Below are 13,323 nucleotides of genomic sequence, written 5' to 3'. Positions count from 1 at the left end.
CCGCATTCAAGCGGGCGGCAGACGGGTGCGGCAACTTTCATGAAGCGGTTTTTCTTCATCGCCATCAAGCAGTTGTTGCGCCTTGAAACTGTCCTTATAAGATCATCACAACCATACTATGAAAAGGCCGCTTTGGCAGTAACGGCCAGAGGGTGCCGTAAAAGTTCAATTCGGACATGACCATCTTCAAATCGATCGCGATTTAAGGGTCATGCGTCAGTCGCAGGAGAAAATGGTCGATGTTGCAGGACGGACAGATCTATATCGGGACCAGCCGCAATCCGGACGACAGCCTGAACAAGGGTGAATATCTGGAGCTGAAATTCGGCAACCGCCACGGCCTGATCACCGGCGCAACGGGCACGGGCAAGACCGTGACCCTGCAGGTTCTTGCCGAAGGTTTCTCGCAAGCCGGCGTTCCCGTTTTCTGCGCCGATATCAAGGGCGACCTTTCCGGCATCGCCGCCCAGGGCGAAGCCAAGGACTGGGTGCAGAAACGTGCCGAACAGATCGGTTTCACGGATTTCTCCTATGGCAAATCGCCGGTGATCTTCTGGGATCTCTACGGTGAAAAAGGCCATCGCGTGCGCGCCACCATCGCCGAAATGGGCCCGCTGCTGCTGGCGCGGCTGATGGATGCTTCGGAAGCGCAGGAAGGCGTGCTCAACATCGCCTTCAAGATCGCCGACCAGGGCGGGTTGCCGCTGCTCGATCTCAAAGACCTGCAATCGCTACTGAACTACATGGGCGAGAATGCAAGTGCGCTGTCCAGTCAGTTCGGCCTGATTTCCAAGACCTCTGTCGGTTCGCTGCAACGCGGGCTGCTGGTTCTCGAACAGCAGGGTGCCGCAAACTTCTTCGGCGAGCCGGCGCTGAATATTGCCGACATCATGCGCGTCGGCATGGACGGGCGTGGCACGGTTTCGGTTCTCGCTGCCGACAGGCTGATGATGAACCCGCGCCTTTACGCGACCTTCCTGTTGTGGATGCTCTCGGAGCTCTTCGAGGAACTGCCGGAAGTGGGCGACCCGGAAAAGCCGCGTCTGGTGTTCTTTTTCGATGAGGCGCATCTGCTGTTCAACGACGCGCCAAGGGTGCTCGTCGAGCGCGTGGAGCAGGTGGTGCGGCTTATCCGCTCCAAGGGTGTGGGCGTCTACTTCGTGACGCAGAACCCGCTGGACGTGCCGGAAACCGTTCTTGCCCAGCTGGGCAACCGCGTGCAGCATGCGCTTCGCGCCTATACGCCGCGCGAGCAGAAAGCTGTGCGCACCGCAGCCGATACGTTCCGCCAGAACCCGGCCTTCAACACGGCCGACATCATCACCACGCTCGGTACGGGCGAGGCTCTGATTTCAACCCTGCATGACAAGGGCGCGCCCTCCATCGTCGAGCGCACCCTTGTGCGGCCGCCCTCGGGCCGCGTCGGGCCGCTCACCGATGCCGAGCGCAAATTGCTGATGGATACCGGCCCGCTTGCCGGTCAATACGACAGGGATATAGGCCGGGAATCGGCCTTTGAAATCCTCAACGCACGCGCCCAGAAGGCTGCGGAAGCCGAAGCCGCCAAGCGCGCGGAAGAGGAAAATGCCTCCAGCCAGTCCGACAGTGCCTCGGGACGCTGGCGCCTGCCCGGTTTCGGCGACGAGGAACCCACAAAGGCCTCCACAACCGGCGCCCGCAAGACGAGCGGTTATCAGCGCGAAACCGTGATCGAGGCGGCAATGAAAAGTGCCGCCCGCTCTGTTGCCACATCCGTGGGCCGCGCCATCGTGCGCGGCATCCTGGGAAGCCTGAAGCGTTAAAACAGATAAGCCGCCCGGCCTCGATCAGCCGGGCGGATTTTATGCTGTTAGCGTGACGGTTCACGGCTCGCGATAGAAAATCATGCCGCCGTGGTAGAGCACATCGTCGATGAACTCGCCATCGGCCGTAAAGCCGGTATCATCCCAATAGTCGATATGGTTGCCCCTCACCTCATAACGCCCCTGATAGGCGCTTTTGCGTTGGCCGCGCGCCTCGTCGTAGCGGCCATCAGGCAAAAGCTCCTGACGGATATGGCCGTCGCCGGTGACCCACATGCCGATATAGGGGTGGCTTTCGGTCTGGGCCATCTTGTCCATATTCCCTTTCACCGCACGACCGTCCTGATGGTGGCCGGTATCAGCGGCGGCCGTTGCGAGTACAAGGGCAAGCGATGTCGAAACAATCTTCATTGGCCCGATCCTCCCTATGCGGCGGTCGGCCGGACGACGATTTCATTGACGTCCACGTCGTCGGGTTGTTCGATGGCATAGCGGACTGCGCGGCCAATGGCGTCCGGCTTCAATGCTATGGCCCGGTAGCTTTGCATCAACTCCGCGGCGGCCGGATCGGTGATGGTGTCGGCGAGTTCGCTTTCCACCACGCCGGGATGAATGCAGGTGACACGCAGATCACGGTTTTCCTGCCGCAGCCCATCTGAAATGGCGCGTACCGCAAATTTCGTCGCACAATAGACGGCAGCGGTGGGCGAAACGGCCAGTGCGCCGATGGAAGCGATGTTGACGATGTGGCCTGAAGCACGCGCGGTCATCTCAGGCAGAACGGCGGCAACCCCGTAAAGCACGCCCTTGATGTTGACGTCGATCATTCGGTCCCATTCATCGACCTTGAGGGACGACATCAGCGAAAGCGGCATGATACCGGCATTGTTGACGATGACGTCGATCCGTCCGAACGCCTTGCGTCCCGCCTCGGCAAAAGCCTCGACACTCTGTCTTTCCGTGACGTTGAGGGGATGGACGACAACCTCGGCGCCCGTTTGGCGCAGTTCGTCGGCCAAAGCCTGCAAACGGTCCATGCGACGCGCGCCCAGAACCAGTTTCGCACCTGCAGCGGCAAGTTCTCTGGCGATACCCTCACCTATCCCGCTAGACGCACCTGTTATGAGAATAACTTTGTTCAATGTCATGGCTTTCTCCTTGGCGTTACGGCCCGCTTTTTTGAGAGGAGGCCGTTGCAGGAAAGATAAAGCTTTGCCATTGTCGTGATAATTACCTCAATGATAAACTCCATGGATAGATTTTCTAACCAATGAATGTTGATCTCAACGCGCTTTCCACCTTCTGCATGGTTGCCGAGGAACGCAATTTTCGGGCTACAGCGGACAGGCTCGGCGTAACACGGTCGGCCGTCAGCCAGACCATCCGCAGGCTTGAAGAAACGATGGGGATAGCGCTCGTTCAGCGCACAACGCGTAGCGTCAGCCTGACGGAAGCGGGGCAACAGCTTTACGCCGATGTTTCGCCATCCATCGGCAACCTCATGCAAGCGACACAGGCCGCCTCTTCCCTGAGTGGAACGCCTCGGGGGCAATTGCGGCTTGCCGTTTCCTCCATAGCGGAGCGCTTCTTGTCCGGGCCATTACTGGCGCGCTTTGCTGAAATCCATCCGGAAGTGCAGCTCGATATTGTCGTGACGGACGAGGAATTCGATATCGTTGCCGAACATTACGATGCCGGCGTGCGTCTGGGGGAGCTGATCGCGCAGGATATGATTGCAGTTCCAGTTTCCGGGCCGCAGCGGCAACTCGCTGTCTGTTCCCCGCAATATCGAGATCGCGTCACCTTACCGACGCAGCCGCGCGAACTGATCCATCACAAATGTATTGGCTGGCGGCCTCGTCCGGCCGTGGCGCCATATCGGTGGGAATTTGCAGAAAATGGCCGGGAGTTCGCGGTCGCGGTGCAGCCGGACTTCACCACCAACGACATGCAGCTGATGATAAAGCTGGCCTGTGCCGGCGCCGGCATCACATTCGGCATGGAAGAGACCTTCCGTCCCTACCTGGAGAGCGGTCAGCTTGTTTCCATGCTGGAGGACCATTCTCCGACCTTCGCGGGATTTTATCTCTATTATCCCAATCGACGTCATCTTGCGCCGAAGCTCCGCGCCTTTATCGATCACGTTCGGCTACCGAGAAACCGGTAATCTGCCGGAGTAGCCTCCGGCAGATCGGTATGTCAGCCCAGGAAGGGTTACTTCTTCTGCGACAGCAGCGAGAAGAAAGCGCCCTGCGGGTCCTGGCAATTGACGATCCAGCTCTCGCCGGGAACCTCCATCGGGCCGTTGACGACCTTGCCGCCACCGGTGCTGACCCGGGTGATGGCGTCATCGATGCCATCGACGTTGAAGTAATAACCCCAATAACAGGTGGGCGCCCCTGCCATACATTTCATCATGCCGCCGACGACCTTGCCGTTATGGGCGAAGATGCGATACGGGCCCATTTCTGCGCCCATGTCAAAATCATGGTCCTTGGTCCAGCCGAAGACCTCACCGTAAAAGGCGATGGCGTCGTCAACATTGTTGGTAGCGAGTTCGTACCAGCCGACGTGACCCGGCAGGTTCTGCGTCTCCTGCGGAAAACCGCCGGTTTCCATTGGCAGCGGCGTCATGATGCACAGAACCGCACCGGAAGGATCCGCCACCACGGCGAAACGGCCGATCTCGGGGATATCCTGCGGCGGACGCCTGACCGAACCGCCCTTTTCCGCGAAAAGTTTTGCCGTGGCGTCCACATCGTCAACGCCGACATAACCGGTCCAGTTGGGCGGAATGCCCTGGCCCTTGTGTTCTTCGGTCAGTTCCATGATGCCGCCCATGCCTTTGTCATCGGCTTCCAGCACCAGATAGGGCATTTCCGGCGAACCGAAATCCTTGGTCTGCCAGCCGGCGACATGGCCATAAAAGCGGGCACCCTGCTCCATGTCAGGCGTCATCAGTTCAACCCATATGAATTTTCCGTGTGTATCGGACATTGAATCTCTCCGGGGTTATGGCGTCATTTTTCTGGCGATCGGCCGCCGCAGGACGCGGCGGCGCATTATCAGGCGTGATCGGGCAAATTCCGGCGTGGCGTCACGCCTTGCGCTGGAATTCCGATGTCATGAAGGTCTTGAAGCTGCCATCCGGCTGCCGGACGCTGCCGGAAAAGCTGCGGTTATTGTCGTCGTGCAGCACCAGCACGTCGCGATAGGTATCGATGCGGCCGGAACCGTCAAAGGCCGGTCCTTCCGCTTCGAGCGTCAGGGTCTTGCCGTCGTCTTCCAGCCAGCCCTTGTAGACCCAGAGATTGGTCATCATGGACCCCACCCAGGTGCCGACGAAATGGCCCTTGGCCGGGTCGAAACCCACGGTGATGACAGCCGTCATCTCCGTCCCGTCAGGCATCTTGCCGGAGCCGTTCCCGATGATCCAAAGCCCGCCGACGGAGCTGACGGTTTCGGTGAACCGCTGGGCGGGGTCATCGGGATCGTATCCCTCATGGCCGGAACTGGCGGTCATGACCCAGTCGCCGACGATCCTGCCCAGGAACGCGTGTTCCTTCTGCGGCTTGGCATTTTCCATTGTCGTCTCCTCCTCCTCGTCCTATTTCAGTGGCAGCAAGACGCGGCCTTGGGCTCGTCCTCGTACTGGTCGTGCCGGCGCACCCAATCCATTACACCCTCTTCATTACGGCCTTTTGGCACCAGATCGAGCAGCATCAATGTACCGAGCGTCTCTTCCATGCCGCGGGCATAGGCGGAATAGCTATGGTAAATCCTGCCGTCCTCGCCCTTGGCGAAAATGCTGACGCCGTGCAGGTCCTTCAGGTCACCCATCGGCTCGATCTCACGGTAATTGTAGGTAATCGCCCCGCTCTCGATATCCTCATCACGGAAGGAGGCCTGATAATCATAGTTGAAGTCGCTGCCGTCGGCCGAAACCCAAGGGAATTTCCAGCCCATGCGTTTTTTATAGGCCTCGATCTTTTCGAGCGATGCCCGCGAGACCGCAACGAAACCCGCATCGCCGTGCTTCAGGTGAACCATCGCACCATCGACGTGGTCGGCGAAAAAGGAACAGCCGGTGCAGCCCTCCTCCCAGTCGGGTGCCAGCATGAAGTGGTAGACGATGAGCTGGCTGCAATTGCCGAAGAGTTCTTTCAGCGATTTCGGGCCGGAAGGCGCGTCGAAAATATAATCTTTCGTCACCTCTTCCCAGGGCAATGCACGGCGCGCCTCGTTCAGCCTGTCGCGCGCGCGGGTCAATTCCTTTTCCTTCACCAGCAGATCGCGGCGGGCCGCAAGCCACTCCTCATTCGAAACGACGGGATGAGACATGATCTTTCCTCCTTGGATCCGTCTTTCACCACGGCACCGCTCCTCTTCCATGGTGGGCGCCGCCTGTGTCTGCATTGAAGCCAGGAAAACCATCAGCAAGGCGACAGGTTCCGCTTGACTAATTACGTTGATATCAACATATATAGTCCATGTCAAACGCCAGCGTGATTCCCTTTTCGGCAACTCTTTTAGTGCGGGACTCCTGTCTTTGCCTGCATGCGCAGCGTGCGGCGCGGGCGCTGGCGCGGCTTTTCGATAACGCATTGAAGCCCGTGGGCATCAACAATGGCCAGTTTTCCCTGCTGATGTCGCTCAACCGGCCGGAGCCGCCGCCGATGGGGCCGGTCGCCAATCTTTTGGCCATGGACCGCACGACGCTGACGGCAGCGCTGAAGCCGCTGGAGCGGCGCGGGCTGGTCAGTATCGAGCAGGACCCAAAGGACAAGCGCGGCAAGCGGCTGCGGCTGACGGTGGAAGGCATGGCCGTACTCACCGCCGCCTTCCCAATCTGGCAACAGACCCACGCCGAAATCGAGGCCCGCATCGGCAGCGGCGACCCCGACCGGCTGCGCCGCGACCTCATTGATCTCGGCTGACGGGAAAGCGGCATATTGCCACTTTTGTCCGTGAAAATGTCATCTACCCGTCGTGCCGGACGGCGAAACTAACGAGGAAGACGCAACAAGGGAGGAAACCATGCGTGTTATCGTTTTCGTAAAGGCCACCCGCAGCAGCGAGGATGGCGTAATGCCGACCACCGAACTGATGGAAGCCATGGGCAAGTTCAACGAGGAACTGGTCAATGCCGGCATCATGCTTTCCGGTGATGGCCTCCACCCTTCCTCCAAAGGCAAGAGAGTTGTTTTCGATGGTGACAGCCGCAGCGTGATCGACGGTCCCTTCCCGCACACCAACGAGCTGGTTGCAGGCTTCTGGCTCTGGAAGGTGAAGGACATGGACGAGGCCGTGGAATGGGTGAAGCGTTGCCCCAACCCGATGCTGGAGCGCAGCGAAATCGAAATCCGCCCGATGTTCGAAATGGAGGATTTCGGCGACGCGGTGACACCTGAAATCGCCGAACATGTGGAAAAACTACGCGAGCGCGTGGCAAAACAGTAAGGACGCCGCGCTTGAGGGCTGGAGAATGCGGGCGCCGTATTCTCCGGCACCACCCGCCTCTCCAAAAGCCATTGCCTCGAACCCCTGCCGCTGTTAATTGTTGCACGGTTCAACACGTATCAAGAAAGGAGGCTTCGCATGGATATTTCCTGCTTCTGGCGCAACCGCCAGATCTGCCACCTTTTTGCCCTGCAGACGCGTTTGCAGGGCTGACCGGAACACCAAAACTCTGGTTTGCCCAAAAGGCCGCGCAGAATGCAGCTTGTCTGCCGTTGCGCATGTTTTCACGACGGATCACCTCGAACCGATATCCCGTACTGCATTGTCGCAGACCACGGTTCGTCGCGGGTCCGTTTTGCCAGAGACAATTTCATGACCCTTATCACGCTTCGAAACCTCGGAATCATTCTGGGAAAGCCGCTTTTTTCCAATCTTGGCCTTACCGTGAATGCCGGAGACCGCATCGGCATCGTCGCTGCGAATGGCCACGGCAAATCCACCCTGCTGAATTGCCTTGCCGGTGAACTGGACGCCACCAGCGGTGATATCACCCGGCTACGCGGGCTGACGCAGTCCATCGTCCACCAGCACCTGCCCTCCCCGCTTCTGGAAAAGACGATGCGGGACGCCGTGCTTTCCGCCCTGCCGGCGGATGAGATCGACAATGAGAGCTGGCGCGCCGACATTATTTTTGATGCCATGCTGGTGCCGGAACCCTATCGTCATCGCTATTTGAAAGAACTGAGCGGTGGCTGGCAGCGACTTGCCATGCTGGCGCGGGCGTGGATCACCGAGCCTGACGTTCTCCTGCTCGATGAGCCGACCAACCATCTCGACCTCGAAAAAATCAACGTGCTGGAAAGCTGGCTCGGTCAATTGCCGCGCGATACGGCGGTCGTCATCGTCAGCCATGACCGCGCCTTTCTCGACAATGTCACGAAGACCACGCTATTCCTGCGGCCGGAAAATTCGGCGCTGTTCCGGCTGCCTTACGGCCATGCGCGTGCGGCACTCGAAGAGGAGGACGCCGCCGATGAGCGGCGTTTCCAGCGCGACATGAAAACCGCGCAGCAGTTGCGCCGGCAGGCCGCCAAGCTCAACAATATCGGCATCAATTCGGGCAGCGATCTTCTGACCGTCAAGACCAAGCAATTGCGCCAGCGTGCCGAGAAACTGGAGGAGAATGCGCGCCCAGCACATAGCGAGCGCTCCGCCGGCAAGATCCAGCTCGCCAATCGCGGCACCCATGCCAAGGTTCTGGTCACTCTCGAGGATGTGCCGGTCTCGACACCGGACGGGACATTGCTGTTTCGCACCGGCCGGCAATTTGTCCACCAGGGCGACCGCATCGTCATTCTCGGCCGCAACGGCGTCGGCAAGACGCGGCTGATCTCGCTTCTGAAAGCGGCGGTGATGGGTGCAGGCCAAATACAGGACGGCATAAAGGCCACGCCTTCGCTGGTGGCCGGATATGTCGATCAGTCGCTTGCCGAAATCGACGACGACAGCACGCCACTTGCGCTCATGACCCGCCGCTTCGACATTGGCGACCAGCGCATACATGGTCTGCTCGCGGGTGCCGGTATCGACATGGAAATGCAGAAACGTCGCATCGCAACGCTTTCCGGCGGCCAGAAGGCGCGGCTCGCCATGCTGGCGCTGCGGCTGGCGGAACCGAATTTCTACCTGCTGGACGAGCCCACCAACCATCTTGATATAGACGGGCAGGAAGCGCTGGAGACGGAAATTATCAGCCGTTCGGCCAGTTGCGTCTTCGTCTCGCATGACAGGAGTTTCGTGCGGGCGGTCGGAACGCGTTTCTGGCTAATCGACAAGCGCAGGCTGGTGGAAGTCGACGATCCCGAAGCGTTTTTCGCGTCGGCATGAGGCCCCTCAAACCGGCTGAGAGTAAAACAAGCGAAACGCCCGTCAGCCCAGCAGGCTGGCGAGGCGTGGATCACCGGAAAAATCCGCGACCGCAAACCCCGTTCTGCGCATCGGAAATTCGCACAGCGCCTGCACCCCGGTCTTCGACAGGCGGATGCGCCAGCTCATCCGTTCCACCGGCATTTTTTCGGCAAAGGCTTTCGGCGACAGCACCGCAATATTGAGGCCACCTGCGGGATCGCGCACCGAGCGGTAGAGGATCGCCTCGATCTTCGCCAGACGCGCCTGCTCGGCCAGCGCCTGGCATGGCTCGTAATTCTGCAGGTCGGTCCACAGCGCCTCGTCCCGGTTCAATTCCGGTTGCGTCAGGTCCAGCGCCGCATCGGTGGCGATACGGGCGGCAAAGGCGGAATAGTCGGCGGGATTGGCAGGCAGCGGTGTACCGGGGGATTCCGCATAAAACAGCAGCCGGTAGAAGGCCATTTCGGCAAGCGCGGTTTCCGCCTTGGCTGCGGCGTAATAAACGCCTTCGGTAAAGCCAGCCCGGCGGAAACGCGAGCCATGCGGATAGGCCGCACCATACCGGAAGGGCGTGGCAAGAAGATAATCGAGCCCGGCGCATTCCGGCGGAAAGGGCCGCTTGCTCGCCTCCAGAATATCTTCCAGCATCGACTGCTCCTCCACCGTATCCACCAGCTTCATGGTGGAAACCTGATGCTGCGCTTCCACCAGCCGCCAGTATTTTCCCGATACGGCGCGTTTTTCAGACAGGAGCGCGTCGGGCGTCCAGATAGGAGAGGACATCGATCAATCCGGTAATGGTGGTGAGCCTCTCGGCAGGCACGGCGTTGAGCGCCGTATTGTGATTGCGCAGCCAGTTTTTGGCTACCGCCTCATCGCCGCCGGCGATTGCATCCAGCGAACGGAAAACCCGGATCAGCAGCACCGCAAGCTCGAAAGACTTGGCGCCCGGCTCCAGCAGGAAATCGAGCCGCTTCATGCGCGACACCGTCGGCGCGGAAACACCGAGAATGTCCGCCGTGCGGGCGGCATTAAGGCCCAGCCGCTCGGCAGCGGTCATAACGGCCTTGGTGACGACCCTGCCCTGCGAAGCAGGATCCATGGCGGTCTTGGCGTGAATATTCATGGCATCTATCCTTTCCTTAGAAAGAATATAGCACTTTTCTTTCCATAAACAAGAAGGCCGGGGATGAACCCGGCCTTGCTGCTAGAACTTGCTGGATCAGGCCACAGAGACCGGCACTTCCGTGGAGGTGCGCATGGCGTGGCTGTAAGGGCACACGATGTGGGCGGCGGCTACCAGTTCCTCTGCCTTTTCGCGCTCAAGGCCGGGAATGTTGACCTTCAGCGACACTTCGATGCCGAAGCCGGTGCCGTCTTCGCGCGGACCGATGCCGACGGTTGCCGTCACAGTCGTGTCTTCAGGAATCTTTACCTTCTGCTTGCCGGCGACAGCCTTCAAGGCGCCGAGGAAGCAGGCGGAATAACCGGCTGCGAAAAGCTGCTCCGGATTGGTGCCGCGGGCGCCGTCGCCGCCGAGTTCCTTCGGAACGGTCAACGTTACGTCGAGCACGCCGTCTTCCGACTTGGCGTTGCCGGCGCGGCCACCGGTGGCGGATGCTTTGGTCGTGTAGAGAATAGGCATGGCATTTACTCCCGTTGGGTTGGTGTTGGGTTTCTTATAATGCGCAATTCAATTGTGCGCAATATAATTTTGCACATTGAATAAAAAATTGTTTTTTGCGATAATTTCACGAAATTTCGCCGCGCATCCATGTGGCAGGAACCGAAAGGCAGGGCTGATTGTTCCCTTCCCGGTTGATTTTTGGAGCAGAACAATGGGCGCAGAGAGCGACGACACCAATTTGGAAAGCCTGTTGAGGCTGGACCAGCAGATATGCTTTGCCCTTTACGGTGCGGCGCACGCCTTCACGCGTGCCTACAAGCCGCTGCTGGACCCGATCGGCCTGACCTATCCGCAATATCTGGTCATGATGGCCCTGTGGGAAAAGGAAACCTCCACCGTCAAGGCCCTCGGTGAAATGCTGGGCCTCGATTCGGGCACGCTTTCGCCGTTGCTGAAGAGGCTGGAACATGCCGGGCTGATCACCCGCAAACGCGGAACCGTTGACGAGCGGCAGGTGCTGGTGGCCGTAACGCCCAAGGGCGCCGATCTCAAAAAGGAGGGCGTGAAAATTATGGCGGCAATCGGCGACGCCACGGGCTGCGGGCTGGAGGAACTGGTGCAGCTGCGGGACCAGGTGAATGCGCTGAAGGAAAATATCGCCCGGCCGTAATCCCGAAAAAACAAAGGCGGCACAAGGCCGCCTTTTTATCCGAACAGGCTTGGCTTACTGCCACACCACCACACGCGCCTTCTGCGGCACGCGGTCGTAGAGGTCGATGACGTCCTGGTTCATCAGGCGTACGCAGCCGGAAGAAACGGCCTTGCCGATGGAGTTCCATTCCGGCGATCCGTGAAGGCGGTAAAGCGTGTCTTTGCCATTCTGGAAGATATAGAGCGCGCGGGCACCGAGCGGGTTTTTCAGGCCCGGTGGCATGCCGCCGTTCTTGGAAGAATATTTGACCAGTTCCGGCTGGCGGGCGACCATTTCGTCCGGCGGGGTCCATTTCGGCCATTTCTGGCGCCACTGGATGACGCCTTCGCCGGACCAGGCGAAACCATCGCGGCCGATGCCGACGCCGTAACGCATGGCGCTGCCGCCCTGCTCCACGACATAGAGGAAACGCGAGCGCGTATCCACGACAACGGTGCCGGGACGTTCGCCGGTCGGATCGACGACGCGCTGACGATAATAACGCCGGTCGATCTTCTGATAGGGAACCGCGGGAATGACGTAACCGCCATCCTCGACCGAACCGTACATGACGGCCAGTTCCGCATCGCTAACGCCCGACGAGAACATCTGGCGGAAATCGCTGCCGATGCTGCTCGCCTGCTGGCGAATGGCTTCACCCGTGCCGGAAGAAGCGCAGCCCGCCAGCAACGAAGCGGAGGAAATACCCAGAAGGGAAAGGAAAGTGCGTCTGGAAAGATCTGTGTCGGTGCTTGTCATAAGGCCGGATTGTCCCACATTTCGAACGGCTATATCGCCGTTGTACATCGTTTGTTCCACGTACACAGGCGTATTGCGAAAATAGTTAACCGACCGCTAAAAGCCAGTCAGAAGGCGCTGGGGGAACCCCACGATGCAGCGCTTTCTTTTAGAAAGTGGTCAGATAACCACAATCTGTGCGCCCTTCGGTACGCGCTCGTAGAGGTCGATCACATCCTGATTGAGCATGCGCACGCAGCCTGACGAAGTTGCCTTGCCGACGGACTGCCAGTCGGGCGTTCCGTGCACGCGGTAAAGCGTGTCCTTGCCGTCTTTGAAGATGTAAAGGGCACGCGCGCCGAGCGGGTTGTTGAGACCCGGCGTCATGCCGCCATTGGCGGCGGAGATGGAGGTAAGTTCCGGCTGGCGCCTGACCATTTCGTCGGGCGGCGTCCAGCGCGGCCATTTCGCCTTCCACTGGATCTTGCCGCGACCCGACCAGGCGTAACCGTCGCGCCCGAGGCCAACGCCATACCGGATAGCCTTGCCGCCCGGCTGCACCAGATAGAGAAAATGCTGCTTCGTATCCACGACGATTGTACCCGGCGCTTCCGCCGTCTGGTAGTTCACCTCCTGCCGGAGATAACGCGGATCGATGCGGCCATAGGGAATGGCCGGCAGGGACCGGTCGTCATCGCGGATCGGGCCATACATGACCCGGTGCAGCGGATTGGAGACCGGAAGGCCATAGGCCATCGCCTGACCTTGCGCCTGCGGCACATTCAATCCCTGCACCTGCGGCGCGTTCAGGCCCTGCCCGCGCACCGGCGGGCCATACTCCTGATGGAAGCGGGTTCTGAACAGATCCGGCGGGCGCGTGGAAAGCTGACCCGGCTGTGGCGGCAGTTCCGGCTGGCGATTGGAGCTTACGGAATTGAAATTGAACACCGGCGCCGTTTCCTGAACGAAGACGTCCGGGTTCATCCGGCTCGTATCCGTCACGAAAAGGCAGCCGCTCAGGAAAGGCAGCAGCGCAATAACCGCCAGCGAGGCCGCCCGGCGGCAGTTTTTCAATAGGAGTGCTGTCATCTGAACCG

General features: G+C 59.7%; 16 protein-coding genes. 6 read left to right on the top strand and 10 right to left on the bottom strand.

Translation table 11 applies throughout. The features are described 5' to 3' along the window. Positions 1-239: 239 nt before the first annotated feature. A complete protein-coding gene (locus tag CRO62_RS21895; RefSeq protein ID WP_097101839.1) occupies positions 240-1,802 on the top strand; it encodes a helicase HerA-like C-terminal domain-containing protein in 1,563 nt (520 codons plus the stop codon). A gap of 60 nt (positions 1,803-1,862) precedes the next feature. On the opposite strand, the gene CRO62_RS21890 is transcribed toward CRO62_RS21895, so the two are convergent. Together CRO62_RS21890 and CRO62_RS21885 are read right to left on the bottom strand one after the other, a co-directional pair. Further along, positions 1,863-2,213 carry an Atu4866 domain-containing protein gene (locus CRO62_RS21890; protein ID WP_179784594.1) on the bottom strand — a complete coding sequence of 117 codons (351 nt, stop codon included), beginning with the start codon at positions 2,211-2,213 and terminating at the stop codon, positions 1,863-1,865. Between the two features lie 14 nt (positions 2,214-2,227). Then, complete coding sequence (locus tag CRO62_RS21885; RefSeq protein ID WP_097101837.1) at positions 2,228-2,950, bottom strand: SDR family oxidoreductase; 723 nt, start codon at positions 2,948-2,950, stop codon at positions 2,228-2,230. Between the two features lie 122 nt (positions 2,951-3,072). Here CRO62_RS21885 and CRO62_RS21880 point away from each other — a divergent pair, with 122 nt between their 5' ends. Continuing rightward, a complete protein-coding gene (locus CRO62_RS21880) occupies positions 3,073-3,969 on the top strand; it encodes a LysR family transcriptional regulator (protein ID WP_097101835.1) in 897 nt (298 codons plus the stop codon). A gap of 47 nt (positions 3,970-4,016) precedes the next feature. Here CRO62_RS21880 and CRO62_RS21875 read toward each other — a convergent pair whose 3' ends face one another. The 3 genes from CRO62_RS21875 to CRO62_RS21865 form a co-directional block, all read right to left on the bottom strand. Then, the gene (locus CRO62_RS21875) at positions 4,017-4,799 is read right to left on the bottom strand and encodes a VOC family protein (RefSeq protein ID WP_097101833.1); all 783 of its coding nucleotides are present in this window, start codon (positions 4,797-4,799) and stop codon (positions 4,017-4,019) included. Between the two features lie 100 nt (positions 4,800-4,899). Further along, positions 4,900-5,388, bottom strand: coding sequence for a DUF1579 domain-containing protein (locus tag CRO62_RS21870; protein WP_097101831.1), 489 nt, complete (start codon positions 5,386-5,388; stop codon positions 4,900-4,902). A gap of 26 nt (positions 5,389-5,414) precedes the next feature. Next, positions 5,415-6,143: a DUF899 domain-containing protein gene (locus CRO62_RS21865; RefSeq protein ID WP_097101829.1), complete on the bottom strand. Its 729-nt coding sequence runs from the start codon at positions 6,141-6,143 to the stop codon at positions 5,415-5,417. Positions 6,144-6,292: 149 nt separating this feature from the next. Between CRO62_RS21865 and CRO62_RS21860 the strand changes: the two genes are divergently transcribed. The 3 genes from CRO62_RS21860 (at position 6,293) to CRO62_RS21850 (ending at position 9,149) form a co-directional block, all read left to right on the top strand. Next, entirely contained in the window at positions 6,293-6,739 is a 447-nt protein-coding gene (locus tag CRO62_RS21860) for a MarR family winged helix-turn-helix transcriptional regulator (protein WP_013635660.1), read from the top strand. A gap of 100 nt (positions 6,740-6,839) precedes the next feature. After that, positions 6,840-7,262, top strand: a complete 423-nt coding sequence (locus tag CRO62_RS21855; RefSeq protein WP_097103205.1) for a YciI family protein — start codon at positions 6,840-6,842, stop codon at positions 7,260-7,262. A 372-nt stretch (positions 7,263-7,634) separates the two neighbouring features. Continuing rightward, the gene (locus tag CRO62_RS21850; protein ID WP_097101827.1) at positions 7,635-9,149 is read left to right on the top strand and encodes an ABC-F family ATP-binding cassette domain-containing protein; all 1,515 of its coding nucleotides are present in this window, start codon (positions 7,635-7,637) and stop codon (positions 9,147-9,149) included. A 42-nt stretch (positions 9,150-9,191) separates the two neighbouring features. Here the strand turns inward: CRO62_RS21850 and CRO62_RS21845 are convergent, their stop codons facing one another. The 3 genes from CRO62_RS21845 to CRO62_RS21835 all read right to left on the bottom strand — a co-directional run bounded on the left by CRO62_RS21845 (position 9,192) and on the right by CRO62_RS21835 (position 10,815). Then, on the bottom strand, positions 9,192-9,953 hold the full coding sequence (locus tag CRO62_RS21845; protein WP_179784593.1) for an RES family NAD+ phosphorylase: 762 nt from the start codon (positions 9,951-9,953) through the stop codon (positions 9,192-9,194). After that, the gene (locus CRO62_RS21840; protein ID WP_003511907.1) at positions 9,913-10,296 is read right to left on the bottom strand and encodes an MbcA/ParS/Xre antitoxin family protein; all 384 of its coding nucleotides are present in this window, start codon (positions 10,294-10,296) and stop codon (positions 9,913-9,915) included. Before CRO62_RS21840 ends, CRO62_RS21845 begins: the two co-directional genes overlap by 41 nt. A gap of 96 nt (positions 10,297-10,392) precedes the next feature. After that, on the bottom strand, positions 10,393-10,815 hold the full coding sequence (locus CRO62_RS21835; protein WP_003511906.1) for an organic hydroperoxide resistance protein: 423 nt from the start codon (positions 10,813-10,815) through the stop codon (positions 10,393-10,395). Between the two features lie 193 nt (positions 10,816-11,008). Between CRO62_RS21835 and CRO62_RS21830 the strand changes: the two genes are divergently transcribed. Continuing rightward, the gene (locus CRO62_RS21830) at positions 11,009-11,467 is read left to right on the top strand and encodes a MarR family winged helix-turn-helix transcriptional regulator (RefSeq protein WP_003511901.1); all 459 of its coding nucleotides are present in this window, start codon (positions 11,009-11,011) and stop codon (positions 11,465-11,467) included. Positions 11,468-11,521: 54 nt separating this feature from the next. On the opposite strand, the gene CRO62_RS21825 is transcribed toward CRO62_RS21830, so the two are convergent. Together CRO62_RS21825 and CRO62_RS21820 are read right to left on the bottom strand one after the other, a co-directional pair. Next, the gene (locus CRO62_RS21825; RefSeq protein WP_013635657.1) at positions 11,522-12,247 is read right to left on the bottom strand and encodes a L,D-transpeptidase; all 726 of its coding nucleotides are present in this window, start codon (positions 12,245-12,247) and stop codon (positions 11,522-11,524) included. A 159-nt stretch (positions 12,248-12,406) separates the two neighbouring features. Beyond that, complete coding sequence (locus CRO62_RS21820) at positions 12,407-13,315, bottom strand: L,D-transpeptidase (protein ID WP_097101825.1); 909 nt, start codon at positions 13,313-13,315, stop codon at positions 12,407-12,409. Between the last annotated feature and the right edge of the window lie 8 nt (positions 13,316-13,323).

Source organism: Rhizobium sp. AN6A, assembly GCF_900215635.1.
GTDB lineage: Bacteria > Pseudomonadota > Alphaproteobacteria > Rhizobiales > Rhizobiaceae > Agrobacterium > Agrobacterium tumefaciens.
Note: the sequence above shows the minus strand (reverse complement) of the source record. Positions and strands in the feature narration are given on the sequence as shown.